The following is a 25,579-nucleotide window of genomic DNA, read 5'->3' as shown; positions in this document are numbered from 1 at the left end:
CATAGGTGTTATTGAGATATTTTTGAACTTGTTACCCTTGCAAATTGTAGTTATTGGTGGTGGTGCGGCGGGATTTTTTGGCGCGATCGCCTGTGCTGAAGCTAATCCTCAAGCCAAAGTTACTTTAATCGAAGCCAGTCGTAAACCTTTGGCAAAAGTGTTAATTTCCGGTGGGGGACGCTGTAACGTCACTCACGCTTGTTTTTCTCCAGCTGAATTAGTGCAGAATTACCCCAGAGGTGGTAAAGCCTTACGGGGTGCTTTTACTCGTTTTCAGCCCCTAGACACTGTAGATTGGTTTGCTGCACATGGTGTAAATTTGAAAACGGAAGCTGATGGGCGGATGTTTCCCATTACAGATCGTTCTGAAACCATTGCCGAATGTTTAATAAAAGCTGCTTTTGATGCTGGGTTAGAACTGAGTATTGGTACGCCTGTAATTTCTGTGAACCGACAAAACGAGGGTTTTGAAATTATTTTTAAGTCGGGAGAAACTAAATATTGCGATAGCTTACTTCTAGCTACAGGTAGCAGCTTAATCGGTTATAAAATCGCTAGAGAATTAGGTCATCACATCGAACCGCCTGTACCTTCATTATTTACTTTCAATATTACTGATCCAAAATTGCAAGCATTAGCAGGAATTAGTGTTAATTCTGTAAATCTACGGTTATCAGTTGCAAGTAAAACCCCATTACAACAAACTGGACCATTGTTAATTACCCATTGGGGTGTGAGTGGTCCAGCCGTGCTGAAACTTTCCGCTTGGGGTGCGAGGATACTTCATGAAAACCGCTATCAATGCAAATTAATCATTAATTGGTTGCCTAACTTGCAACAAGAAGAAGTTAGACAAAAGCTTTTAGCCGTAAAACAGGAATGGGGCAAAAAAGCGATCGCTCTCCATCGCGGAGTAGACTTACCCCACAGGCTTTGGCAATATCTCATTGCCCGTATTGGTATTACTACGGAAGACCGTTGGGCAGAAATCTCCAACAAAACCTTAAATCAGCTAGTTCAAGAAATTTCTCAGGGAGAATACTTAATCTCTGGCAAAGGTGCATTTAAGGAAGAATTCGTTACCTGTGGTGGGGTTAGCCTTAAGGAAGTTAACTTTAAAACTATGGAAAGTAAATTAGTTCCTGGCTTGTACTTTGCCGGTGAAATCTTGGATGTTGATGGCGTTACAGGTGGCTTTAACTTCCAAAGTGCTTGGACAACGGGCTACTTAGCTGGAACCCATATTTCATAATTCATTTTGTAATATATATAAGTTACAAATGTTTAACTGATGCCGGTTAGATAGCGATCGCAACAGATAAACGCCCGGATCAAACCGGATTAATACTTAATAGGACTTACGCAAGTGTGACATCAACCATCTCCTTTAGGGTGCGTAATTGCGTAATGGAATTATCTAAGAACACATAAATGATATTTTTGTCAATCCTGAAAACCTAAGTAATTCACAAATAAAATAATACCTTAAAATTCTTAATCTAAAAAATATATATCTATATATCTATAGATATATATTGATGTTATATTTAGTTAACTTGAGATAAGAAACACATTAACTAAGTTTCTAAAGTATAGGAATTTACGTAAGTGATTTTGCTTGGTGTCTTGCACTTAAGCAATGTATAACTACGAACAAGCTTTTGCTATTTAATGCGTATTCGCTTTGTTCCAGGTTAAGTTATATCAGTATCGTAGAAGTACCATTATTGACGGGGGTGTAAGCAGTGGTATGAAGTTACTATTAGTATCTACATCAGGTGGACATTTTTCTACTATGCAAGGCTTAAAACCTTTTTGGCATAAACATGAAAGAGTCTGGATAACAGATCGCAAAAAGGATACAGAAGTTCTTGTAGAAAATCAAGAAAAAATCCATTGGTTGCCTTATCAAGCGCCTAGAGATATACTGACTTTTCTCAAAAATCTTCCCTCAGTATTCAGAATTATTTGGACAGAAAAACCAGACTTAGTGGTTTCCACAGGGGCAAGTCTGGCTGTTGGTTTTGCCATTGCATCTAAGTTATTGGGGATTAGGTTTGTTTATATCGAAAGTATTTCTCGCGCTCAAGAGCTAAGTGTAAGCGGCAAATTGGTCTATCCTCTTTGTCATGAATTTTATGTCCAATGGCCAACCTTGTGTAACAAGTACACAAAGGCTAAATATAAAGGCATAGTTTATCGTAGTTAATTTAACTATGCGATCCAGTAAATATGATCAGCGATTCTCGATAATTATGAGAAAATCTCATAGGTATTGCACTTACAGAATTTGAAAAGACTTGCCATGACTCATAGCCTATTTAGGATAGCTGTATATCTCTACGGCGATGAACTTGAATAACCTAATTTCAATCCATGATTACTGTAACCTTTGGTACTATTCCTTATCCCTTTGATAGAGCGGTAAATTGGCTATCAATTTTAATAAAAAAGGGTTTAATTAACGAACCATTAGTGGTGCAATATGGTAAAACTGAGATAATGCTTTTACAGAATTATCCACAAATTACCTTATATTCAATAGTCACAACCAATGAAATGGAAAGATTAGTGGAAAAATCTCGCTTAGTTATTTCCCACGCTGGGCAAGGTTCTACTAGATTTCTAGCAGAGACGAAAACATCTTTTGTGTTGATACCTCGTCTGGCCGCTTATCGTGAACACGTTGATGATCATCAGTTGTGGTTTGCTCAATCGGTTGAACCATTCGGAGTCAAACATTGCTTGTCTTTAGAAAGCCTGGAAGAAGCAATAGTAAATCCGCCCCTACCTATAACAAAGCCTTTGTTCAATGAGCCAAAATTATCCGATTATCTTTTAGAAAAATATTCATGATTCAAAATTCAAGATCAGGACAATTTGGCAAAATACATGATCAGAAGAGGTTAATTGCAGGAAAATGAATATGTTTATCACGATTGCTCTTAGACACTGGAAACCATTACTAGGTTTGAATCTATTGGTAGTGGTGATTGCTGCTCACGGTATCCTGAATTTAAAACCTAAATGGCAGGCTAAAGCTCAACTCATTCTGCCTAACTCCAGTAGTGATTTAAATGCCAATTTAGGAAAGTTGGGCAATTTGAGTGATCAAGGTGTGAAGTTTTCTCAGCAAGTGAATCCATTAAATATTCTGCGTTCAATTCTCAATAGTAATGAAGCTATGAATAGAGTTAGGGATCTTGATCCTGAAAAAGATAAATATCCCCGGTTGGATTTATATAAATCTTTATTTGAAATTTCTCCACAAGGAGAGTCAACCATTATTTCTATTACTGCTCAAGCTTCTGAACCAAAATTAGCAGAACAGAGAATTAATACTCTTATTGATGTGTTTCAGCGACGTTTAAATGAACTACGTCAAGAGGATGCTAAACAGCGATCGCAATTTTTAGAACAAGAATTTCAACAAGCATTTTATAAATTTAAAAAAGCCCAAACAGAATTAGCTCAGTTTAAACAATCATCTGGATTAGTTAGTAGTGAATCACAAGCAAATGAAATTGCCAAAAGTATTAGTACGTTAAAAACTCTGCAAGCACAAACTCTTGCCCAAGCACAATCCCGAAAACAGGAAGCACACGTATTATCAATAAAAATTGGTTTGACATCAAATCAAGGTGTTCAATCCTTAAACTTAAAAGAAAATAGAGATTATCAGTATATTCAGGAAAAGATAACTGAGATTGACTTGGCTTTAGTGCAAGCACAAATTACATATTTACCTACCCATCCTCAAGTTATCAATTTACAAGAGCAACGGCAGCAACTGTTAAATTTACAAAAACAAAATTTGAATCAAGCTGTGACGGACAAAGCTCGCAATTTGGTAGTAGATAACAAAATAGGTGAAAACTCAGCAGCATTAATACAGCAATTAATTATTACAGAAACTCAAGCTAGTGGGCTGCAAACTCAAGCAAAGTATTTAGAAAACCAAATTAATCGGTTTATCGCAGAATTAAACACCTTCCCCATCAAGCAAGCTCGCTTGAATGAACTCCAACAACAGTTGGATATTGCCGAAGGGGTTTATAACGGTTTAGTAGCACGAATAAAGCAGAGCCAACTAAATGCTTTTAGTGCTTATCCCAGTGTCCAAGTCCTTGATCCAGCGAGAATAGATTCTAAACCAATTGGTGGGGGAAAACGGGTTATTATTTTAGGGGTAATTTTGGCTTCAGGTTTTGGGAGTATAGCTTTAGCTCTGTTCTTAGAAAGTCGTAACCCCTTACTTAGCACCAGAGATATTCAAAAAGTTAACATTCCAGTTCTCATCAGTATTCCCCGCTTTAAAAATTTTTTGCCAAATATCGATCCGAGATTAAATACAGCTATCGAATATCAACGGTTAGCTTCAGCTATCAGCATGATATCGTTACCCAATAATCGCTTACTCATTAGTAGCGCCTCTCAGGGGGAAGGTAAAACTACTATCACAATGGGATTAGCCATAGCATTAAACTCCCTTGGTTTTCGGATTTTAGTTGTTGATGCTGATGTGCATAAAAATCAGTTGAGTCAGCGACTGGGAATAAATATCAATAATTCCCAAGAATTAGCATCTACACCAATTTCTGTGCGTCCCAATATTGATTTACAGAGGATAATACCAGCATCTGAAAATATCAATAAATTCATTGCTAGTGGGAGTTTTGAAAAGGCTCTGAATCTGGCACAAACAAACAATAAATATGACTATGTTTTAATTGATAGCCCTCCCTTGAGCCTGACTAATGAAGCTTTATTCATGACACAGGTAGTAAATAATGTCTTGCTTGTCGTCTCACCAGGAAATAGCTATCGCAACCCATTCAACGACAGTATCAATCAGCTTAAAAGGCATCAAGCTCAGACAGTTGGCTTAGTCGTTAATGGTGTGGAAACACAACAGGAAGGCTATCTTTACGAACATCAAATTACTGAGGTAGGCTGATGCGATTATCACCAACCACATCCCAAACTAAAGCTCAGAGCAGCCTATTTAATGGCATTTGGCTTAATTGGGAAGCCCTTTCCCAATCAGAGCGTGTTTATGCCACGGGTATTGTACTAATTCCCTTATGGTGGTTGTGGGGATGGAGTTACTTATTATTCTTATTAGCTCTTGGCGTGCTGGCTTATGAATATCACCACCAAGGAAAAATCGAATTAAACCGTCCCCATCCCCTCGTACTTTTTTTATTTACTCACAGTGCTTATGGAATAATTGCCAAAATAGTTTACGGCAGTTTTCATCCCGGTGCAGCTTTCAGTACAAAAGATTTTACAGGCACATTTAACGATATTATTGCCCCAGCTATTCTGATCTGGTATATCCAAACTAAACGCATTCGGGTGCGACCCCAAGTTGTTGGTTGGGCATTTTCTGTGGTTGTAGTTTTGATGCTGTTATTTTGGGTAGTGATCTTTTTCGGATGGAAAGAAGCTGAGTACAACCCATCCCGCAGTATATTTGGCTTTTTGACTGGTAAGAGTAGCACCTTTGTCATAGGTGCGGGTAATACTAATTATTTAAGACCATACAGAACAGAAGATAGTTCAATTGCTGGTTTTGCCCGTTACTTTTTCTTCTTTCATGGACCGGAATCTTTAGCGGTAGTTCTAGGCTTTGTCAACCTCTTGGCATTGGATCTAAAAAATCGTGTGTGGTCGTTTTTATTGCTGACAGCAGGAGTTTTTCTGTTGCTGTTAAGCGGTACTCGCTCTGCTTGGCTGGCATTAACTTTTGTCATGGTAATCCGATTCTTACTGACCACAGGAAAGGTTTGGGGATTCAGGTTTATCTGTGGCTTAATTGCTATAGTTGCTTTTTTTACGCTCTGTCTTCCTCCTGTCACAAATTTGATTTTAGATACTGCTAACAATAGCGCCAAAGCTACATCTGATTATCGGGGTGATTCAACTGAGGTGAGAGGTGAAATCTACAGAAGAACTATCCAAGAAATTCAAAATAGTTCAAATATTCAATTTCTGTTTGGTTTTGTGGAAGAGGGAGAAGGAGTATTACCAGGATACGAACCTGCTAAAGTAGGAACCCATAGCTTATATTTAGGAACTTTACTTTACCGTCGGGGAGTAATTGGTGCAGCTATCTTTGCTGGTTATTGGCTGTCTCTAATTCACTGGCTTTATCAAACACGAGTTGGTAGACCTTTATCACGGTTATTGTTTTTTTTAATCTTGACTTTAAGCTTTTGTGTGATGGCATTTGAATCAACAATTATGCCTATTACATTAATCGCTGTAGGAATGGGTGAACATCAGCCAAATCAATTAAAACAGCGAAAAAATTTGTCAGCTGTGATTTGAAATTATATTTAGTTAAGGATGTAAGTATGCCAACAGTAGAAACTCTAAAAATAGACAAAAATCAGCAGAATTTGCCTCTTGTTAGTGTGATCATTACTAACTATAATTATGCTCGTTTTTTGCGACAGTCGATTGAAAGTGTATTTCAGCAAAGTTATCAAAATTTTGAATTAATTGTGGTAGATGATGGTTCGACAGATAACTCTAGGGAGGTAATCGAGTCTTATGGCGATCGCATAATTCCTGTATTTCAAGAAAATGGCGGCATGAGTGCATCTCGTAATGCTGGATATGCTAAATCCACAGGTGAAATTGTCTGTTTCTTGGATGCAGATGACTATTACCACCCAGAGAAATTAGAAAAAGTAGTCTCTGGTTTTTTATCCCATCCTGAATGGGTAATGATTGCTCATTGTTGGACTTCTGTGAATGCAGAAAGTGTACCAACAGGTGGCAGTGCTTCTGATCGGATGAGTCAAGGAAATGTTAAGCATCTGTTATTGAAATGGGGAAAATATGCCTCTGGTATTACTTCTGCTTCTGCTTATCGCCGTAGCGGTTTAGAAAAAGTAATGCCATCTCAAGGCAACATGGGTATTGATAGTTATTTGAATTCCTCACTACCCTTTTATGGAGAAGTAGGGGGAATTAATGAAAACTTAATGTTTTATCGTATACACGGGAAAAATATTCGCGCCCACAGTGATAATATTGACCGTCTAATTAAACAGCGAGAAGCGATTGCTAACTTTATTAATCAAAGTGCAGAAAATCAAGGCTTATCAGCAAGGTTTGACCTACAACGAGATGCTGATTATCTCGTCTATAAAGCTATTGAAAAAGGGGGTGCATCTTGGATTGAAATCCTAGTGATTATTTGGCTATCAATTCAAGAAGCGATCGCTATTCGTCGCAGTCCTAAAGATACCTTAATCCGATTATTATCTCGAACCATATCCGCTATTCCCGGACAAGGAATTTTGCTATTGCGTTATGGCTTACGAGGATATGTCCGTTACAAATTTTCAGGTCAATAACCCAAAGACTCTAATTAAGCAGTTATTTTTATGAACACACATCCAGAAAAGCAACTTTTAATATTACCCGGCGCTCAAAATACATTGGGTGGAGGTTTAGTTTCCCTTTCGATCATGGTTCAAGGATTTGAACAAATTGGCAAAGCGGCTAACTTAAAAATTTTAACTAGGGCTGATTCATTATTAGAGGAATATCTGAAAAAACAAGGACTAGAAAAATACTTGGAGGTAATTCCTGCTAAAAACAAAAAAGAATTCATTCACAAAGCATTGAAATGGGTACATCAGCAACCTAAAGATTTTCCCCTATTGTTGGAAAATTGTATTGAGCGCCAATTAATTCCTCTACTGATATTAGCTACACCAAAATTACGTTACCGCCGTCCAGTTTATTTTATTTTTCGTGATTTAGGCTTATCTAATAACCCTTTAGGATATTTAGCCAGAAAAATCGCCTTTACTTTACTTAATCCTGGAGCGATTTGCAATTCTTACTATACAGCCAGACACATTAAACACTTTACACCCAATATCAAAGGCATTTTGTATCCCCCCATTAATGTTGATAAATTTAATAGCAAATCTTCTGATTCTCAACCACCAAAAGCCTTACAACCTTTTTTAAAACCTGGTGTAAAGTTAATACTCACACCCAGCCGCATTAAACTTTCAGGAGATATGAATGATAAAAATTTATTCGCTATATTGCCTGTTTTAGCTGCACTGAAAGCAAAAGGATATAACTATCATGCTGTAATTATAGGTGAAGATAAAACACCTAATAAAATCGCCAGTCGTCTTTTGTATGGGGACGCTGAAGGATTAAAAATAGCTGATTGCTTCTCAATTCTACCGCAAACTTTTGAAATGGAAAATTATTATCAATATGCCGATATTGTCGTTACTTTAGCACCACGAGAACCATTTGGCAGAACAGTAGTAGAAGCAATAGCCTGTGGTGTGCCAGTTGTAGGCAGTAATACAGGAGGAATTGCCGAAATTTTAAGCCACTTTGCACCGCAATGGACTGTTAATCCTAAAAATCCTTCTGAGGTAGCAGATGTAATTATCAATACTGTAGAAAATCCCAATACTGCTGCTATTATCAGCAAAGCTCAAAATTGGGTGAGAAGAGAGTGTTCGTTAACAGCTTGCGCCCAAAAAGTTATGGAAATTACAGGTATGTATGACTTGAGAGATGAAACTCAAGACATACAACAAATTGCCGCTAAATCACATACAAAATTTATGTAGGCAACCATGCGTAAAAAAGGTTTTACCTTTGCTTGAATAATTATCATAACAAATTTATCCCTTGATGAATCAACGGGTTTCATTAGCAAAATAAATAATGAAAAACTCCACCAACTTACCAAAAATACTCGTTATTTCTCGGACTTTTTTTCCTAAAGAAGGAGGAATTGAAGAGTATGTTTATAATCGCTGTCTCCAAGATCCTCAACAAGTAATTGTCCTAGCATCTAGTTATCCTGGAGATAAAGCCTTTGATCAAGAACAAACTTTTGCCGTATATCGTTGGTTTCTGCCTGTAATTCCTGGTAAATTTGGGGGTTTAATTAAGCAGATATTTAACATGATAGGGTCTTTTTTTATGGCTATAAGACTCTATTTCCATTACCGATATAACTATATTGAATGGGGACATGGTTATGATTTTCCCTCGCTGTTATTGCTGACTTATCTATTACCTGTTAAATGCTTTATTTACCTGCACGGTGACGATTTGCTGTGTCCTTTGAAAAATCCTGTCTTCCGTTTTCTGTTTTCATTGACATTGAAACGACTATCAGGAATTGTTTGTAACAGTTCTTTTACCTGTGATTATCTCAAACAAAACTTTGATATCAACACACCTACCTACATAATTAACCCAACTGTTAGACCGCAAAAATTTGGAATTCAAATTCCTGAAGATATCCATCCCGAAGTGCGTTCCCAAGTGCTGCAAAAATACGGCATTCCTGAATCAGCTATAGTCATTCTTTCAGTTGGTCGTTTAGTTACCCGCAAAGGATTTGATCGAATTATTAAATCCTTACCGCAATTGTTAGCTGAAGGAATAGATGTTCACTACCTAATTGCTGGTAGGGGAGCAATGGAATCTGAACTGAGATTCCTATCCCAGAGTTTAGGACTAGAAAACCGGGTACATTTTGCTGGATACATTCCCGATATAGAACTAGCAAAATATTATTTAGCCTGCGACATATTTGCTATGATTACCTTCTTTGATACTCAAGATGCGAGTATTGAAGGATTTGGTATTGTTTATCGAGAAGCTGGTTTTTTTGGTAAACCTGTAGTTGCTGCACGCATTGGAGGAGTTGTTGATGCAGTATATCACGAAGAAAACGGGCTTTTGGTAGATTCTAATTCACCCGATGAAATAGTTAATGCTTTCAGGCAATTGTGCCAAGACTCACAATTGCGAGCCAAATTAGGGGAAAAAGGCAGAGAAATCGCAAAGGAAAAAACACCCCATTCCTCTATATACAAATAGCAAATTGAGGTTTATGTCCGATAAAAATACCACCGTAAAAATAGCCAAAAGTGGACTCTGGTTGACATCTGGTTATGCAATTAGTAGAGTTGGTCAATTGATTGCCCAAATATGTTTAGCCCGGCTTTTATCACCTGAAGATTTTGGTGTTTGGGCGATGGTATTGGTGGTGACAATTTTGACTGATTTGTTTCAAGATAATGCCACTGCTGCTGTACTGATTCAACGAGGTTTAGAAGATAAAAAACTTGTTGATGCTGTTTATAGCATAGGTGTCAATCTTTCTATATTCATGTTTATTGTTCAAGCCCTGGCAGGTTTACCAATTTCTTGGTTTTTTGAACAACCAGTGCTATTTCCATTAATTGTCTGTGTCTCCCTAAAGTTTCTGATTAATGCTGGAACTGGTACTCGCGGGGCTATACTCCAGCGACAAATGAAGTTTCGAGAGGTAGCAATTTCTAATATTGGTAATGGCATCGCTAGAATGTGTGGCACATTAATTTTGGCTGCCTTTGGGGCGGGTGTCTGGTCTTTTGCTGGAGGAGAAATATGCAAAGCAATAGTTGATGCTGGTTTAAAACGTTGGTATTGCCGTTACCATTGCACCTATCACTTGTTTCCAGATCAGCAAGCAGTACGTGATGTGTGGAGTTACACTAGTGGCTTAATTGGCATTAATTTAGCTGTCTATGCTAATACCAATGGAGATAATTTCTTAATAGGTAAACTGTTGGGAACAAAACTTTTAGGTTATTACAATTTGGCATATCAGTTAGCCATGCTACCTGCATTTGCCCTATCCCAGATTAACAAAGTTAACTTTTCAGTTTTATCACGACGGGATGATGAAGGAAAACAATCCTATTTACGTCAAATACTTGAATACTATGCTTTATTCTATTCACAAATTTACAGTGTTGGCTTTGTAGTTGCTCCTTGGATTATTCCCCTAGTTTATGGCTCAGAATGGGAAGGAGTAGTTCCCATATATCAAATAGTGATAATTTACGCCTATGCTAGAGGATTTATGTCTATTATGGGTACTACCTTAAATTCTCTCAACCAACCTAGAACTAATGCAAAAATTAACTGGGCTTTAGTTCCTCTATCTATACCTGCGTTCTTCATTGGTGCAAAATTAGGAGGAACAGTAGGAGTAGCGATCGCTGTTGCTCTTGTCATGGGTATAGGAGCAACAATTTGGTTTTGGTTTGCTACTTGTCGCGCTGCTAAATGGAATCTTGTGACATTAGCAAAACCTGTAATTTTACCCACAGTTGTAGCCATATTTTCGGCTGAGGTAGTTATGTTTTCCACTGCTTCTCTAACGTTGCAGATGAAAATGCTACTACAACCTATACTGGTAATTTCAATTAATGCTCTTCTTCTCTCTATCTTCTCTAGAGGAAGAATTCCGCTTACAGTAATTAAGTTAATTAAGAAGCTCATGAAACCTAAAGCTAAATTGGCTGATAGTTAGCACAGTTTCTATCCATCTTTTCATACCAAATTTTAGGAGATAATAAACAAGATGAAAATAGCATTTTTTGTGGGTGAATTTCCCTTACTATCAGAGTCATTTATTTTGAATCAGCTAACTGGTTTAATTGAAAGAGAACATGAAGTTTTTATTTATTCTCTCTATGGCAAACCCATCAATCTTACTAAAATACATCCAAATGTAAAAAAATATCAATTAATTGAACGTACTTACTATTCTCCTAAAATTCCTAAAAATTATCTGCTGCGATTGTTAACAGGAATAGGATTGTTTTTGGCAAATTTCCCCAAATCCCCTTTGATGTTATTGCAATTAATCAACATTTTTAAATATGGTAAGCAAGCAGCATCATTAAATTTACTTTATCAGGCTATTCCTTTAATTGGACAAGCAGCATCTTATGATATTATTCATTGTCAATTTGGCACTTATGGTATCAGTGGACTAGTTTTTCGTCAAATGGGTCTGATTAAAGGAAAGATAGTCACAACTTTTAGAGGCAAAGATATTAGTAGAGATATTAAAAAATACGGTGACAACCTTTATGAACAACTTTTCCAAGAAGGAGAATATTTTTTAACTAATTGTGAATTCTTTAGACAACGGGTTTTAAAGTTAGGCTGTGATGAAAATCAAATTGTGGTTCATGGTTCGGGAATTGACTGCAAAAAATTTACTTTTACTCCTCGTAAATTAACACCTGGTGAACACATCAAAATTGCTACCATTGGACGATTAACGGAAAAAAAAGGGATAAGCTATTGTATTGAGGCTATTTCTCAACTAATAAAAGATTATCCAAATCTAGAATATAATATTATTGGTGATGGCAATTTAAAAGCCGACTTAGAACAACTAATTAAAAAGTTGAATTTGCAGTCCAATGTCAAATTATTAGGTAGCAAACAGCAGCAAGAAATTATTGATATTCTCAATCAATCCCATCTTTTTATCGCCACGAGTATCACCGCCAAAGATGGCGATCAAGAAGGACCTATTAACACCTTAAAAGAAGCAATGGCAATGGGTTTACCAGTAATTAGTACATGGCACGGGGGTATACCTGAATTGGTGGAAGACGGTGTATCAGGTTTTTTAGTTAATGAACGAGATTCAGAAGCGATCGCTCAACGTTTACTGTATCTAATTGAACATCCAGAAACCTGGACACAGATGGGACAAGCAGGTAGAAGAAGGGTAGAAGAAAAATACAATATGGAACTTCTTAATGATGAATTAGTGAAAATCTACCAGCACCTTTTATAGGAAAGATGCTGATAAACCCACCAGAAAAGTTTTGCTAAACTAGCTCAACTGATTTGAAGGTATTGAAGAGTTGACAGTCTCTGTTGAGGTTAGACTAACTCTGGTTTGCAAATTTGCTTTATAGTAGCGGCTAGTCAGATAATTGTTCAATACTTTGTCCATTAAACTCAGAATTTTGGTGGCTACTTTGCCAAACAGTTTACCAAAAGGCAATTTATCAGTTAGTGGACTAATAATTGTTCTATTGCGTCGCCATCCTAACCGTTGATACTTTCTTTTGAAGTATTCATCTTCAGTCAGATTCCATTTATCGCGTAAGCGTTGGAGACTAGCCAGTTCCCAAGCATCACTCCAGCGCAGCATATAGAAATGCAAGTCTGTTGATTCTAGAGGTGGTCCAGGTACATAAGTAACTACAGAATCTGGCTCAAGGTAAATCTCACCGCCATTTTCAACTACTTGAATACATAAATCAACGTGTTCTTTAGTATTTAATAATCCTTCATCGAGCAAACCAATTTTTTGAAATATCTCTGTGCGTACAATCATGCAGTGGAACTCTGCTAGACCAGTTTTCAAACGTTTTAGTCCAGGACTCACATCTGCTACTTTTCGGCCTTGCTTATAAATTTTTTCAATTATTTTTCTTCGTGGGGTATTGTCTTTAGTTTCCACGACAATGCCAGATTCTCCACCGGCACAGTGTACTTCTGTGTGTATAGGTAATCCTTGACAAACGAGAGGGCTAACTACGGTAGCTCCCGTTTCTTCAGCACACTCTACCAATTTATCAAGCCAACCAGAGGTTACTACTACATCGTTATCCATGAAAACGACATACTTAGTATTAACTTGGCGCAGACCCATATTTCTAGCATGGTTTGGACAAAGATAGGACTCTGTGCGAATTAATTGGAATTGTTTTTCAATGGCTTGTGCTGCCAGATAGTCTTTGATATGAGATGGAGAACCCCCATCAACATAAATTAAATTAAAGGGGTATTCAGTATGCTCGTAGATGCTTTCTAAAGATTCTTGAGTATAGCTAAAGCGTTCCCTTGGCACAACAACAATCGTCACTTCTGTTTCTATGGTAGATGGGTTTTCCATTTGGGTTATTTGCTTACACCGTATATTTGTATGTAATTATTTTTTCCTTTGTAAGGTGTAATTGTCAAGTCCATATCAGAAACTATATTATATTTTTATAAATTCGTTAATTATTCCCAAATAATATAAACTTATCTTGAAGAAGATTGGCAAAATACTTGACATAAAATAATCTTATACAAGGAACTAATCACAAAGTACACTTTGGCTATAGCCTCTCCTTTTCGGAGAATAACACGAAGAGTAAAGGACATTTAGCGCAACTTGACAAAGAAACGATATTACATCTGCCAACTCAATTTACTATAGGTTTATGAAGAGCAATAATATTTTCAAAAAATTTATTTCATTTTCCTTAGCAACATTGTCAGTTATATTTATTTCTAACTGTAAAGGAGAATCAAACCAAAAAACCGAGCTTATCGGTTTAAATAATTTTGAAACAGCTAAAATTACTCAAACTCAATCATTGCGGAATCTGGCTGAGAGTGCAGGCATGAGAATGGGAACATCTGTGTTAATAAATCCCCTGAGAGAAGATGGAACTTATCGAGAAGTATTAGGACGAGAATTCAACAATTTAACCCCAGAAAATGCCATGAAGTTTGGTCAATTAAGTACAGCAAGAGGCAACTATAATTTTGCTGATGCTGATGAGATTGTTGCCTTTGCCCAGAATCATAATATGCAAATACATGGACATACTTTAGTTTGGCATCGAAATCTACCTGATTGGTTTAAAAATGGACAGTGGTCTCGTCAAGAAGCAATGAAGATTTTAAGAGAACATATTTTTACTGTTGTTAGGCGTTATCGAGGAAAAGTTACTTCTTGGGATGTAGTTAACGAAGCAATTAGCGATCAAGGGACATTAAGAGATTCAATTTGGTTACAAACTATTGGTCCAGAATACATTGAAATGGCCTTTCGTTGGGCGCATGCAGCCGATCCAAAAGCTCGCTTATTTTACAATGACTATAACGCCGAACAGCTAGGAAAAAAATCTCATGCTGTTTATAAATTAGTTCAACAATTGCGTCAAAAAGATGTTCCTATTCATGGGGTTGGGTTTCAGATGCATACTAGTATCAAAAAACCACCGAGTTCCAAAGCAGTATCAGCTAATATAGAACGTTTAGAAAAATTAGGTTTGGAAGTTAAAATTACAGAAATGGATGTAAAAATTCACGAGGATGATAAACCCAGATCAGAAAAATTAGCAGCCCAGGCTAAAATTTATCAAAATATAGCTAATGTTTGTTTAAAAGCCCCTAATTGTAATAGTTTAACAACGTGGGGAGTAGCGGATCATTGGTCTTGGGTTCCTAAATTTTTTAATCGTACAGATGCTCCACTACTATTTGATGAATTTTACCAACCAAAACCAGCTTATACGGCGTTATCAGAAACTTTCTACCAAAATAAATAAGAATAATCAAATTAGACGATTTATGGCTGTTATTGATGTCAGAGACTTTCCTTACAGCAATACAAGCCCATATCTGCATTACTGTCACCAAAAAAGACCGGATTAAGGCATGATTATTTTCATCAACCTCAGATGCTCTCAATTAAATCATGTTATTCAGCGAAATTGTTAATAAATTAAGTGACACTATTAAAGCTCACAGTCTCACTGCTAACCCAGGGCAAGATTTAGACATTATGGGAGTAGCAGCTATAGATGAAGCCACAGGCGGTACTATTAGCTATGTTGAAGGCGGGAAATTTGCCTCTTTAATCAATTCTACAGATGCTAGTGCTTTAATTTTACCTCTGGATGAAAAATTGCATCAGCAAGCCACCCAGAGGGGTATTGCTTGGTTAGCAACTCCCGAACCACGGTTATTATTTGCTCAAGCGATCGCTCTTTTTTATCAACCATATCAACCTACCCCAGAAATTCATCCCAGCGCCGTTATTCATCCCACCGCTAAAATCGGTAATGATGTTTATATTGGCGCTCATGTTGTCATTTCTCAAGGTGCAGAAATTGGTAGTGGTGTAATTATTCACCCCAATGTCGTTATTTATCCAGAAGTCAAAATAGGCGATCGCACTACCTTACACGCTAATTGTACCATCCACGAACGTACCCAAATCGGTGCAGATTGTATGATCCATAGTGGTGCTGTCATTGGTTCAGAAGGCTTTGGCTTTGTTCCTACCCGCACAGGTTGGTTAAAAATGGAACAATCAGGATATACAGTTTTAGAAGATGGGGTAGAAATTGGTTGTAACAGTGCAGTTGATCGTCCCGCAGTGGGAGAAACCAGAATTGGTCAAAATACTAAGATTGACAATCTAGTACAGATAGGACATGGGTGTCAAATTGGTTCTGGTTGTGCTATTGCTGGTCAAGCAGGGATGGCCGGAGGTGTGAAGGTTGGAAATCGAGTCATTTTAGCCGGACAGTCGGGAATAGCGAATCAGGTAAAAATCGGAGATGGGGCGATCGCATCTGCTCAAGCAGGTATTCACAGTAATGTTGCACCAGGGGAAATTGTCTCAGGAAGTCCAGCTTTACCACACAAATTATATCTAAAAGTATCTGCTGTTTATAGCCGCTTACCAGATATATATCAATCCCTCAAACAATTGCAACGTCAACTAGGTCAAAAGTCAGATTAATTTGATTGTGGGACAGGCATCTTGCCTGTTCTAATTTAACACAATTTTGTAATGGTTGTGAACAATGAAATTCAAAATTTAGTAACAATTGCTAATTTAATTGTCGAGAAAATTACAAAAAAGGGAATAGGGAACAGGGAACAGGGAACAGATAAGAAACTTTAGTTCTGAGTTGAGAGCTTCAGTCAAAAAAAAAGATGTTTTTACAAGATGCGTAGAACGAAAAAAACAGTGTCATTATTTCAATGTCATGTTTCTAAACATGAGTTTTTCCTGTTAAGAGTTGCCCGTTCCCTGTTCCCTCTGAAAGATTTTACTAATTTAGAATTATTCAATAATTCTAGCTATTGATCCAATCTTCACCCCCTGGTAATTGAGCAAGATAATCATCTATAACATCTGGTAATTCCCGATTTGTATAGTTATAGGTCATGGTTAATAACTCAGTTACATTTAATATTAATTGGGGTTTATTTAACATTTGCGAAATTTGTTGTCTTTTAAATTTCCCATTCAAAACCTCTAAACTTGCATCTGCTATTGCTGGTGTTATTTCATCTTCTAGGTAAATTTGCCATTCATCTTGATTGACGTAATAAGATTTTTTATTCTCTTTGAGATTCACATCTTTAATCTCTAAAATTGCATAACGAATAGAAGCAGCCCAAGAATTTGTTAATCGCTGTTCTATGTGATTCTTAATTAAATGTATGAGCAGAATCTTTAAAAAAGATTTAATCTGTCGCAAAATAGCCTTTTTACTCATTCCCTCTAATTCGTCAACTATAGCCAAAGCATCTGTATAACGTCCTTCTACAATGCTATTTCTGAGGTCGATTAATTCCTGTGTCATCTGTATTAACCTCAAACTATAAATAAGAGAATATTTATTCAGCCAGTGCATAATTGTATTTTATAGTTAAATCTGTTCATTTGTCTAACTCAAACAGGCAGGTTTTGATCTATTCTGAAGATGAAGCCATCACAAGCGCGGAGACTCAAAATTGTGAAGTTACATAAACCAATCTTGGTGGGAGGACTAGGTTTGTCCTTCTCCCTATGGATGCTAGACACTTGGCATGATTCAATAGTACAGGTAGGAGAATTCGGCCTGTTGAGTGCTTTAGCTGTGGGTGGGGGTTTGTGGTTATTACAGAAAAATCGCCCCCAAATAGGTGATCAGCTAAATGATATAGTTGTAGATAGAACATCTGTAGAAAGTGCGATCGCTAAAACCGAAGTTATAATTAACCAACTTGCACAAGAAGCAGTTAACTACCCAACCTTATCAAACCTACGCGAACAACTTACTAACTTACGTTTAGAGTTAGATAGACGAGAAATTCAAGTTGCTGTTACTGGTGGAAAGTCAGTAGGTAAAAGTACAGTTATTCAAATTCTCAAGAATGTAGAAACTTTATCTACCAACTCCTTACAATATACAGAAACAGCACCTTTATTTGCAGGAATGGGTGAAAATTCTGATGCAGTCATATTATCAGAACTGCAAAAATCTGATTTTGTTTTATTTCTAACCAACGGAGATTTAACAGATTCAGAATTTCAAGTTTTGCAACAATTAAAAGCAGCAAAACAATCAACATTACTGGTTTTTAACAAACAAGATCAGTATCAAGTAGATGAACGTGCGACAATTTGGCAATCTTTAAAACAGCGAACGTCAGGTAATGTAATTGCAATTTCTGCTTCTCCCGTACCTGTGAAAGTGAGAAAACATGAAAATGATGGTTCTGTTAATGAATGGATGGAACAACCAGCAGCAGATATTCAACAGTTGACACAGCAATTAGGGGAAGTTTTAGCACAGCAAGGACAGCAGTTAGTTTGTACAACAACAATGCGAAAAGTGCTGTTACTGAAAGCTGAAGCAAAGAATTGTCTAAATAATATCAGACGCGATCGCTCTACACCCATCATAGAACAAAATCAGTGGATAGCTGCTGCTGCTGCTTTTGCTAACCCAATTCCCGCTTTAGATATATTAGCAACTGCGGCGATTAATGCTCAAATGGTAATGGATTTGGGTAATATTTATCAACAAAAAATTTCCTTAGAACAGGCGCAACAAGTAGCCGGAACTATGGGAAGCTTAATGTTGAAATTAGGATTAGTAGAATTATCTACTAGAGCAGTTACTGGTATTCTCAAAACTAATGCTGTCACCTTCGTTGCTGGGGGAATGGTGGAAGGTGTGAGTGCTGCTTATTTAACCAGAATTGCTGGTTTAAGTTTGGTTGAATATTTTGAACAGCAGGAAATAGCATTAGAAACAGGAAATGCTTTGAACCTGGAAAAATTACGCCAAGTTTTACAAACCGTATTCCAGCAAAATCAAAAATTGGCTGTTTTGGAAGCTTTTGTTAAACAAGGTGTGAAACGTTTGTTACCGGAAGCGAAACCAGTTGAAGTTGTCGGATAGTTTTGCACAACCTCAGAAATTTAAAACCCGCTTTCACCGGAGTAATTTCCAAATAAAAGGCGGGTTTTATTTTTCAATTTTGACAAAATTAAGGCAATTTTGAACAGATTAATAAAATTATAGCATTTATTCTCATAACATCTCTGATTTTCTCAGATGTTTACACTATTTGCAAGCTTATGACACCTCAAGAATTTTTGGAAAATTTATCTACAGCGGTAACAGATTCAGAAAAATTGATCGTTTTTGCGCGATACTTAGATACAACAGCATTAGACCATGCAACAACTCCAAGATGGAGAAGTATTCCTCACAGTACAGAAATTCAGTTTGCACTAAATAACCTTGCTTTTCATTTAGAAGCACTTGCTGAAAAAGGCAATTAATGAAGACAATACTCGATAGGTTGTCTTTAGAGATACCTATCAAGTAAGAATATCTTTTTGGATAAATTCGCGCAAATACAGAATGAAGAAAGTTAGAAAATAATTAGTTTAATTGACGATGAACTGCAAATAAACAATCATTGTATTGTTTGAGAACCTCAATATTTGTAAAAGCCCAGGCGGCTTTGTATGGTTTTTGATATTCTCCTAAAATATTGATCCGGTGACAAACATTAGGAATTTTGGTCAAATATCTAGGTGTTAAAGGTGCATCACAAACAAATATACCTTTAACTCTGTGTGTCGTACCTGTTATACCTGAGCTATAATTAATCATGATTGCCACATAATATCTATCCTCTGATGTATGGAGGACTTGAACTAAATCATCATGAGTAATACCAAGTAAATGATCAGGTAATTTCAAGGTTTCGCTGGTATCTAAGGGAAGGTTTTGAGTTTTCACCCAATCGAGAATTTCCTGAGATTTTGTCAGTGCTGCGCGTTTGCGGAAGAAATATTTAATCTCGACAAATAAATGAGTTATCCAGTATATTACATATAGGGATTTTAAGACCAATCCAGTTAATATTCTCATCAATTTATTTCTAAAAAGTATGTCAATTTTTTTCAACTTTCATCCTAATACTCTTTAATCAAAAACTATGTAAATCATGATCTGAATATCTAGCACCAACCAAAGCAGGAGTAGTATTAGCTTGCTTCTCAATGAGTTCTAGCAAGGCTTTATTACAACGTTCGGTAAGTTCTGGATATTTATTTGCTATCCATTCAAGTTCTGTCACACCAGCAGGATCACTAATATCAATTCCCAGATTTATCAATTCTTCAGTATGTTGCAGTGCGAGATTGAAAATACCCTCAAAATCTATAAATTCTTCGTACATGGTTATATTCCTCTAATCTGATTTTTCAAGGTAGTTGTATAAATACTATTATAATTTTATCCAATTCCTTGTTGAGTTAACCTCTGAATATAGCCAATAATTTCTTCTTTGCTGAGTATTTCATCCGGTAGTACCAGCCAGCTTGGATAAAGGTATACTGTATAACCTAACTGACTTGTTTTGCGCTTGTCTACTATCCTTCCCCAACGGTCAGGAAAAATAAACCAACGGGTACTTAGTCGTCTTGAGGGAATAGCACCCCAGGCCATTCCATTAGCTAGACAATACCAAATAATGACAGATGGTGGATTAACCCATTGCTTGCTTTCTACTTCTCCACACATCCAGCCTTTATAACCAATAGGTAGGATACGCGGATTTTCCACTAAACCGGAAACACTTTTGACTGATATCCAAAATAGTTGACGCTGATTATCACTACTATATACTGAAATATCTTCATCAGTACCAAATTCTGTTATTCTTGATTCACCAGCATTGATACCGCGATTTATCAACCCTTTACGAACTATTTCAACTGCTTTTTTTCCTTCAGATAAGAACTTTTCCCAATCGGATGAAGACATAATAATATTTAATTAATTCAGCAAAAACAGCATCATTTGATCTTACCAATGAATGACACTATTTCCATCTTCTCCTTCTTCTCCGGTTCAGGTTTCCTCGACTTAGGCTTTGAAACCACTGGCTATAAAATCGCTTACGTTAACGAAATCTTCCCCCCCTTCATGTCCGCATATCGCTATTCACGGGAACTTCTCAAACTCCCAAAACCTGAATATGGATATCATCAAGGTGAATATGCAGACGTAAGCAAACTAATAGAAGGAAACGCCGCACAAAGATTAAATGAATTAGTTAAAGATTCCCAGAAATCAAATAATATAATTGGCTTTATCGGTGGTCCACCTTGTCCTGATTTTTCTGTTGGTGGAAAAAACAAAGGACATTTAGGGGATAATGGTAAACTCTCATCTGCTTATGTTGAGTTGATTTGTCAAAACTTACCTGATTTCTTTTTATTTGAAAATGTCAAAGGTTTATGGAGAACTACAAAACACAGGTTATTTTATGAATCTTTGAAAATCAAGTTACAACAAGCAGGTTATATTTTAACAGAACGGTTAATTAATTCTATCGAATATGGTGTACCTCAAGATAGAGATAGAATTATTTTAATTGGGTTTAAATATATAGGAATCGAAGATAATTTTACCTTTCCCTGGGAAAAATATATTTTATATCCTAAAAATCAAGTTTTTGCATATCCTTGGAATAAGTGCGAAACGTTTAAAGAAGATTCTATAATTCCTTGTCCTGATAACATTCTTCAAGAATTAACAGTTGAATATTGGTTTAAAAAAAATGATGTCCTCAACCATCCCAACGCCAAACATTATTTTCAACCCAGAGCAGGTATCACCAAATTTGCTACTATTGATGAAGGAGATGATTCCAAAAAATCATTTAAACGTCTTCACAGATGGCGTTATTCTCCCACTGCTTGTTATGGAAATAACGAAGTACATTTACATCCTTACAAAATTAGACGTATTTCTGTCGCAGAAGCTTTAGCTATTCAATCTTTACCCGCTAATTTTTCACTTCCAGAAAATATGTCACTTACAAATATGTTTAAAACTGTGGGTAATGGTGTTCCATACTTAGCCGCAAAAGCATTAGCTCAAACTATTCTTGACTTTTTAAGTTTTAAAAGCGAATATAATTCACTGCTACACAATCAAAGTCCACCTCCGTGGACTAACAGAAATTAAACCCACGCAGGTGGGTTTTGTCTATGTAGCCGCGACTTCTAGTCGCTTTTCTTTCTGAATTCTCCATATATATGATTTAATAGATAAGAAATGTTTTATTTTTTCATAAACTTTAATAATCTATCACTGGTATAATAAACGATGGCAGCAGACTATCCAAACATTGATATTGCGCCATTTATAGATCACTCTCTGCTCTTACCAACTACTACCCCAGAGCAGATTGAACAATGGTGTGATGAAGCATACAGATTTAACTTTGCAACAGTTTGTGTGCATCCCTGTTATGTCAAACAAGCGGTTGAACTCCTCCACAACAAAAAACCCAAGGTCTGTACGGTGATTGGTTTTCCCACTGGTGGGACGACTTCAACCGTTAAGTTTTACGAAGCTCAAGAAGCCTTGGAAAATGGCGCTTCCGAATTAGATGTGATGATTAACTTGGGGTGGCTAAAAGCTGGAAAAACTGAAGAAGTTCACCGAGAAATTGCTACAATTTGTGAAGCAGCTGGGCAATGTGTCAAGGTAATTTTAGAAACTAGCCTACTGACAGACCCAGAGAAAAGAATAGCTGCGGAACTAGCTATGGATGCAGGTGCAGCATTCTTAAAAACCAGTACAGGTTGGAATGGTGGCGCAACTGTGGCGGATGTGAGCTTATTAAAGGAAATATCACGGGAAAGAGTGGGAATCAAAGCATCAGGAGGGATTCGCACCCACAATGAAGCCTTAGATTTAATCATGGCTGGTGCTACTAGATTAGGAACATCTCGCGGTATAGAATTGCTCCGTCAGCGCAATAACCCGGAAAAACCTGAATAGTTATTTGTTTTGTGTCAGTTGTTTTCAGGACTTACGCAACTGGCACATTGGTAGGGTGCGTCAGACTGGATAAATCCTGCAAATAAACAGATTGTTGATATCTGACGCACCCTACAACTGATGACTAATAACTGATGACTAATAACTAATGAGTAGAACTTACAAAGCAACTGGTATTAATCTTAAAACCCAAGCATTGGGAGAGTCAGACAAGATAGTGACAATTTTAACACAGGAATTCGGTTTGATTCGGGCGATCGCTCCTGGTGCGCGTAAACACAACTCCAGCTTGGGTGGTAGAAGCGGAATGTTTGTAGTTAATGAATTACTCATTTCCCAAGGCCGATCTTCACAGCCAGCTACACCAACCCTCGATAGAATTACTCAAGCGGAAACTATAAAAACTTACCCAGGTCTCACTAAAGACTTGGGAAAATTAGCTGCTAGTCAATATTTAGCGGAAATCGTTCTCTGTCAAGCTTTAAGCGAACAACCCCAAGCAGAACTTTATGAGTTATTTAATGAATATCTTCAGCTTTTAGAAGCACTACCAAAAAGTCAAGGACACAGTGTAGTCGCACATTTAGCAGATGGGGTTTTTCACCTCTTAGCTTTAGCAGGACTAGCGCCTCAAGTCCAATTTTGTTGCTTAACCCAGCGTCCCCTAACTCCAGACCTCACAAACCCCAATTGGCAAGTAGGATTTAGCATTTCTGCGGGGGGAACAGTTTGCTTACAAGCGTGGGAACAGTTACGAAAAGAAAGGGAAAGACAAAAAAAGGAAGAAGAAATTTCTCAAATCCCCAATCAAGATTCCCTAGTCTCCAAACCCAGCTATCAAAAGGTTTTCCACCACCAAGACCTACCAAAAATTTCTCGTCGGCTGGGTGCGAAAGAACTGCTGATGCTCCAACATTTGTCCCAACCAGAGATAATGCAAATAGATGCAGCCTCAGATTATGGCTGGTTATCTGTTGAGCAGATTCTGCGCCAGTACGCTCAGTATCACTTTGGTCGCCCTATTCGCTCTGCTACCTTGATTGATTCTTATTTTGCCGCCAACCATGATGCAATCGTCTGATTTGGATAAAAAAATCCTGCCTTTATCGCCTAGCCAAGCTAAAAACAATAACAGGATATCAGGATCTACAAGACCTAATCATTTATGTTCTGTTTCCCAACCTCATCTTAGTCAAATCAATAGCCAAGAAATATTGCCTCAAGATATTTCTCAAGATAAAAATTTGACATCGGAAATTTCCTCAACTGATATCCCAGCAAAAATTATTGAAGAAAATGGCAAAGTTAATACAAATCAAAATACTTTGCCACCAGCAACAGAAACTTCACCATTAAATGGCTCTGGTTCAGTGGGAGCAACTGCATCAAATGATGTGGAAAAACCAGGGTTTTTTCCTGTCTTAAAAAACCCGAATTTCCTGGCTCTTTGGGCTGGTCAAGTTTTTTGTCAGCTAGCTGATAAAGTCTATCTAGTATTAATGATTGCTCTGATTAACAGCGAGTTTCAACAGAGTGATCAAAGCATTAGTGGTTGGGTATCGGCATTAATGATGACTTTTACCATTCCAGCGGTGCTGTTTGGTTCAGTCGCTGGTGTGTTTGTAGATCGCTGGTCAAAAAAAGTTGTGTTGGTGGCTTCAAATCTTTGGCGCGGTCTCTTAGTTTTAGCAATTCCTTTGTTACTTTGGTTAACCCATGATTGGCAACCTGTGGGAGTTTTGCCGGTGGGTTTTCTGATGATTTTAGCTGTGACTTTTTTAGTTTCTACATTGACACAGTTTTTTGCCCCAGCCGAACAAGCGGCTATTCCTTTGGTGGTGGCAGAACAACATTTACTTTCCGCTAATTCTCTGTACACAACGACGATGATGGCATCGCTAATTGTGGGTTTTGCTGTCGGAGAACCACTTTTGGTATTAGCAGATGGCATCTGGGCAAAATTTGGCGGTAGTGGTGGACTGGGTAAAGAAATTTTGGTAGGTGGTAGTTATGCGATCGCCGGCATTATTTTATTACTATTCAAAACTAACGAAAAACCTCACCCCCCAGAAACAGAATTTCCTCATGTTTTTTCTGACCTGCGGGACGGTTTACTTTACCTCAAAGAAAATCACCGCGTCCGCAATGCTCTATTACAATTAATTATCTTATTTTCTGTCTTTGCGGCTTTAACTGTTCTGGCAGTTCGCATGGCAGAAATCATTCCTAACATGAAAGCCTCCCAATTCGGCTTTTTACTGGCTGCTGGTGGGGTTGGTATCGCTGTTGGGGCAACTATTCTCGGTCAATTTGGTCAGCGTTTTACCTACAGACAACTTAGTTTTTGGGGCTGTTTAGGTATGGCAGCATCTTTAATTGGTCTTTCTATCTTCACAACCCAGCTATGGCTAGTGCTGCTGTTTTTAAGTTTATTAGGTGTATTTGGGGCTTTGGTGGGTATACCCATGCAAACCGCTATTCAAACCGAAACACCCCCAGAAATGCGCGGTAAAGTATTTGGGCTACAAAATAATGTGATTAATATTGCCCTCTCCCTACCACTGGCATTAGCAGGTGTAGCTGAAACCTTTCTTGGGTTACATTTAGTTTTTTTGGGATTGGCTGTTATGGTCTTCTTGGGAGGTATATTAACCTGGTATAATTCCCGTGGTTAGTTATCAGGTTTGAGATCATTAATCAGTTAATAAAACAATTGGTTTTCGTGCTAAACTTAGACCAGCCAAAATTCAGGAAATACTTGCCGGTTATCACCAAACATAAGCCTGATTAAGTTGTAATCTAGTTGGTTAATTCACAACTGACAA

23 protein-coding genes are annotated in these 25,579 nt (G+C 37.3%); 18 read left to right on the top strand and 5 right to left on the bottom strand.

Annotated features, from left to right (window positions below; genetic code table 11):
• Positions 1–28: 28 nt before the first annotated feature.
• The 10 genes from VB694_RS22830 to VB694_RS22785 all read left to right on the top strand — a co-directional run bounded on the left by VB694_RS22830 (position 29) and on the right by VB694_RS22785 (position 12,661).
• Positions 29–1,252 (top strand): NAD(P)/FAD-dependent oxidoreductase, encoded by a 1,224-nt coding sequence (locus tag VB694_RS22830; RefSeq protein ID WP_323362635.1) that lies wholly within the window; start codon positions 29–31, stop codon positions 1,250–1,252.
• A gap of 498 nt (positions 1,253–1,750) precedes the next feature.
• Positions 1,751–2,209, top strand: a complete 459-nt coding sequence (pssD, locus tag VB694_RS22825; RefSeq protein WP_323362634.1) for a PssD/Cps14F family polysaccharide biosynthesis glycosyltransferase — start codon at positions 1,751–1,753, stop codon at positions 2,207–2,209.
• Between the two features lie 167 nt (positions 2,210–2,376).
• Positions 2,377–2,856: a glycosyltransferase gene (locus VB694_RS22820; RefSeq protein WP_323362633.1), complete on the top strand. Its 480-nt coding sequence runs from the start codon at positions 2,377–2,379 to the stop codon at positions 2,854–2,856.
• Positions 2,857–2,926: 70 nt separating this feature from the next.
• Positions 2,927–4,957 (top strand): GumC family protein, encoded by a 2,031-nt coding sequence (locus tag VB694_RS22815; RefSeq protein ID WP_323362632.1) that lies wholly within the window; start codon positions 2,927–2,929, stop codon positions 4,955–4,957.
• Positions 4,957–6,333 (top strand): O-antigen ligase family protein, encoded by a 1,377-nt coding sequence (locus tag VB694_RS22810; RefSeq protein ID WP_323362631.1) that lies wholly within the window; start codon positions 4,957–4,959, stop codon positions 6,331–6,333. Before VB694_RS22815 ends, VB694_RS22810 begins: the two co-directional genes overlap by 1 nt.
• 26 nt (positions 6,334–6,359) lie before the next feature.
• On the top strand, positions 6,360–7,370 hold the full coding sequence (locus VB694_RS22805) for a glycosyltransferase family A protein (RefSeq protein WP_323362630.1): 1,011 nt from the start codon (positions 6,360–6,362) through the stop codon (positions 7,368–7,370).
• A 30-nt stretch (positions 7,371–7,400) separates the two neighbouring features.
• The gene (locus tag VB694_RS22800) at positions 7,401–8,624 is read left to right on the top strand and encodes a glycosyltransferase family 4 protein (protein WP_323362629.1); all 1,224 of its coding nucleotides are present in this window, start codon (positions 7,401–7,403) and stop codon (positions 8,622–8,624) included.
• A gap of 97 nt (positions 8,625–8,721) precedes the next feature.
• Positions 8,722–9,891 carry a glycosyltransferase family 4 protein gene (locus VB694_RS22795; RefSeq protein ID WP_323362628.1) on the top strand — a complete coding sequence of 390 codons (1,170 nt, stop codon included), beginning with the start codon at positions 8,722–8,724 and terminating at the stop codon, positions 9,889–9,891.
• Between the two features lie 13 nt (positions 9,892–9,904).
• Positions 9,905–11,374 carry a lipopolysaccharide biosynthesis protein gene (locus tag VB694_RS22790; RefSeq protein ID WP_323362627.1) on the top strand — a complete coding sequence of 490 codons (1,470 nt, stop codon included), beginning with the start codon at positions 9,905–9,907 and terminating at the stop codon, positions 11,372–11,374.
• Between the two features lie 51 nt (positions 11,375–11,425).
• Positions 11,426–12,661 carry a glycosyltransferase gene (locus VB694_RS22785; protein WP_323362626.1) on the top strand — a complete coding sequence of 412 codons (1,236 nt, stop codon included), beginning with the start codon at positions 11,426–11,428 and terminating at the stop codon, positions 12,659–12,661.
• 39 nt (positions 12,662–12,700) lie between these two features.
• On the opposite strand, the gene VB694_RS22780 is transcribed toward VB694_RS22785, so the two are convergent.
• Entirely contained in the window at positions 12,701–13,771 is a 1,071-nt protein-coding gene (locus tag VB694_RS22780; protein ID WP_323362625.1) for a glycosyltransferase family 2 protein, read from the bottom strand.
• A gap of 313 nt (positions 13,772–14,084) precedes the next feature.
• Here VB694_RS22780 and VB694_RS22775 point away from each other — a divergent pair, with 313 nt between their 5' ends.
• Positions 14,085–15,200: an endo-1,4-beta-xylanase gene (locus tag VB694_RS22775; protein WP_323362624.1), complete on the top strand. Its 1,116-nt coding sequence runs from the start codon at positions 14,085–14,087 to the stop codon at positions 15,198–15,200.
• Between the two features lie 149 nt (positions 15,201–15,349).
• On the top strand, positions 15,350–16,402 hold the full coding sequence (gene lpxD, locus VB694_RS22770; RefSeq protein WP_323362623.1) for a UDP-3-O-(3-hydroxymyristoyl)glucosamine N-acyltransferase: 1,053 nt from the start codon (positions 15,350–15,352) through the stop codon (positions 16,400–16,402).
• A 340-nt stretch (positions 16,403–16,742) separates the two neighbouring features.
• On the opposite strand, the gene VB694_RS22765 is transcribed toward lpxD, so the two are convergent.
• Positions 16,743–17,255, bottom strand: a complete 513-nt coding sequence (locus tag VB694_RS22765) for a DUF29 family protein (protein ID WP_323362622.1) — start codon at positions 17,253–17,255, stop codon at positions 16,743–16,745.
• Positions 17,256–17,375: 120 nt separating this feature from the next.
• Here VB694_RS22765 and VB694_RS22760 point away from each other — a divergent pair, with 120 nt between their 5' ends.
• On the top strand, positions 17,376–18,842 hold the full coding sequence (locus VB694_RS22760; protein ID WP_323362621.1) for a YcjF family protein: 1,467 nt from the start codon (positions 17,376–17,378) through the stop codon (positions 18,840–18,842).
• 179 nt (positions 18,843–19,021) lie between these two features.
• Complete coding sequence (locus tag VB694_RS22755) at positions 19,022–19,228, top strand: hypothetical protein (RefSeq protein WP_323362620.1); 207 nt, start codon at positions 19,022–19,024, stop codon at positions 19,226–19,228.
• Positions 19,229–19,331: 103 nt separating this feature from the next.
• On the opposite strand, the gene VB694_RS22750 is transcribed toward VB694_RS22755, so the two are convergent.
• From VB694_RS22750 to VB694_RS22740, 3 genes are read right to left on the bottom strand one after another with little or no spacing between them, the layout of a single operon-like run.
• The gene (locus tag VB694_RS22750; protein WP_323362619.1) at positions 19,332–19,826 is read right to left on the bottom strand and encodes a hypothetical protein; all 495 of its coding nucleotides are present in this window, start codon (positions 19,824–19,826) and stop codon (positions 19,332–19,334) included.
• Between the two features lie 58 nt (positions 19,827–19,884).
• Positions 19,885–20,136, bottom strand: coding sequence for a hypothetical protein (locus tag VB694_RS22745; RefSeq protein ID WP_323362618.1), 252 nt, complete (start codon positions 20,134–20,136; stop codon positions 19,885–19,887).
• Positions 20,137–20,192: 56 nt separating this feature from the next.
• Positions 20,193–20,723: a hypothetical protein gene (locus VB694_RS22740; protein ID WP_323362617.1), complete on the bottom strand. Its 531-nt coding sequence runs from the start codon at positions 20,721–20,723 to the stop codon at positions 20,193–20,195.
• Between the two features lie 48 nt (positions 20,724–20,771).
• Here VB694_RS22740 and VB694_RS22735 point away from each other — a divergent pair, with 48 nt between their 5' ends.
• From VB694_RS22735 to VB694_RS22720, 4 genes are all read left to right on the top strand, one after another.
• On the top strand, positions 20,772–21,932 hold the full coding sequence (locus VB694_RS22735; protein ID WP_323362616.1) for a DNA cytosine methyltransferase: 1,161 nt from the start codon (positions 20,772–20,774) through the stop codon (positions 21,930–21,932).
• A 141-nt stretch (positions 21,933–22,073) separates the two neighbouring features.
• Positions 22,074–22,754 carry a deoxyribose-phosphate aldolase gene (deoC, locus tag VB694_RS22730; RefSeq protein ID WP_323362615.1) on the top strand — a complete coding sequence of 227 codons (681 nt, stop codon included), beginning with the start codon at positions 22,074–22,076 and terminating at the stop codon, positions 22,752–22,754.
• A gap of 148 nt (positions 22,755–22,902) precedes the next feature.
• The gene (recO, locus tag VB694_RS22725) at positions 22,903–23,835 is read left to right on the top strand and encodes a DNA repair protein RecO (protein WP_323362614.1); all 933 of its coding nucleotides are present in this window, start codon (positions 22,903–22,905) and stop codon (positions 23,833–23,835) included.
• Positions 23,822–25,429, top strand: a complete 1,608-nt coding sequence (locus tag VB694_RS22720; protein WP_416233501.1) for an MFS transporter — start codon at positions 23,822–23,824, stop codon at positions 25,427–25,429. The genes recO and VB694_RS22720 overlap by 14 nt, the downstream gene beginning before the upstream one ends.
• Positions 25,430–25,579 lie beyond the last annotated feature (150 nt).

It is taken from the genome of Anabaena sp. UHCC 0451 (assembly GCF_034931405.1).
Taxonomy (GTDB): domain Bacteria; phylum Cyanobacteriota; class Cyanobacteriia; order Cyanobacteriales; family Nostocaceae; genus RDYJ01.
The sequence above is the reverse complement of the archived record's forward strand: the minus strand, read 5'-3'. Positions and strand labels throughout refer to the sequence as shown.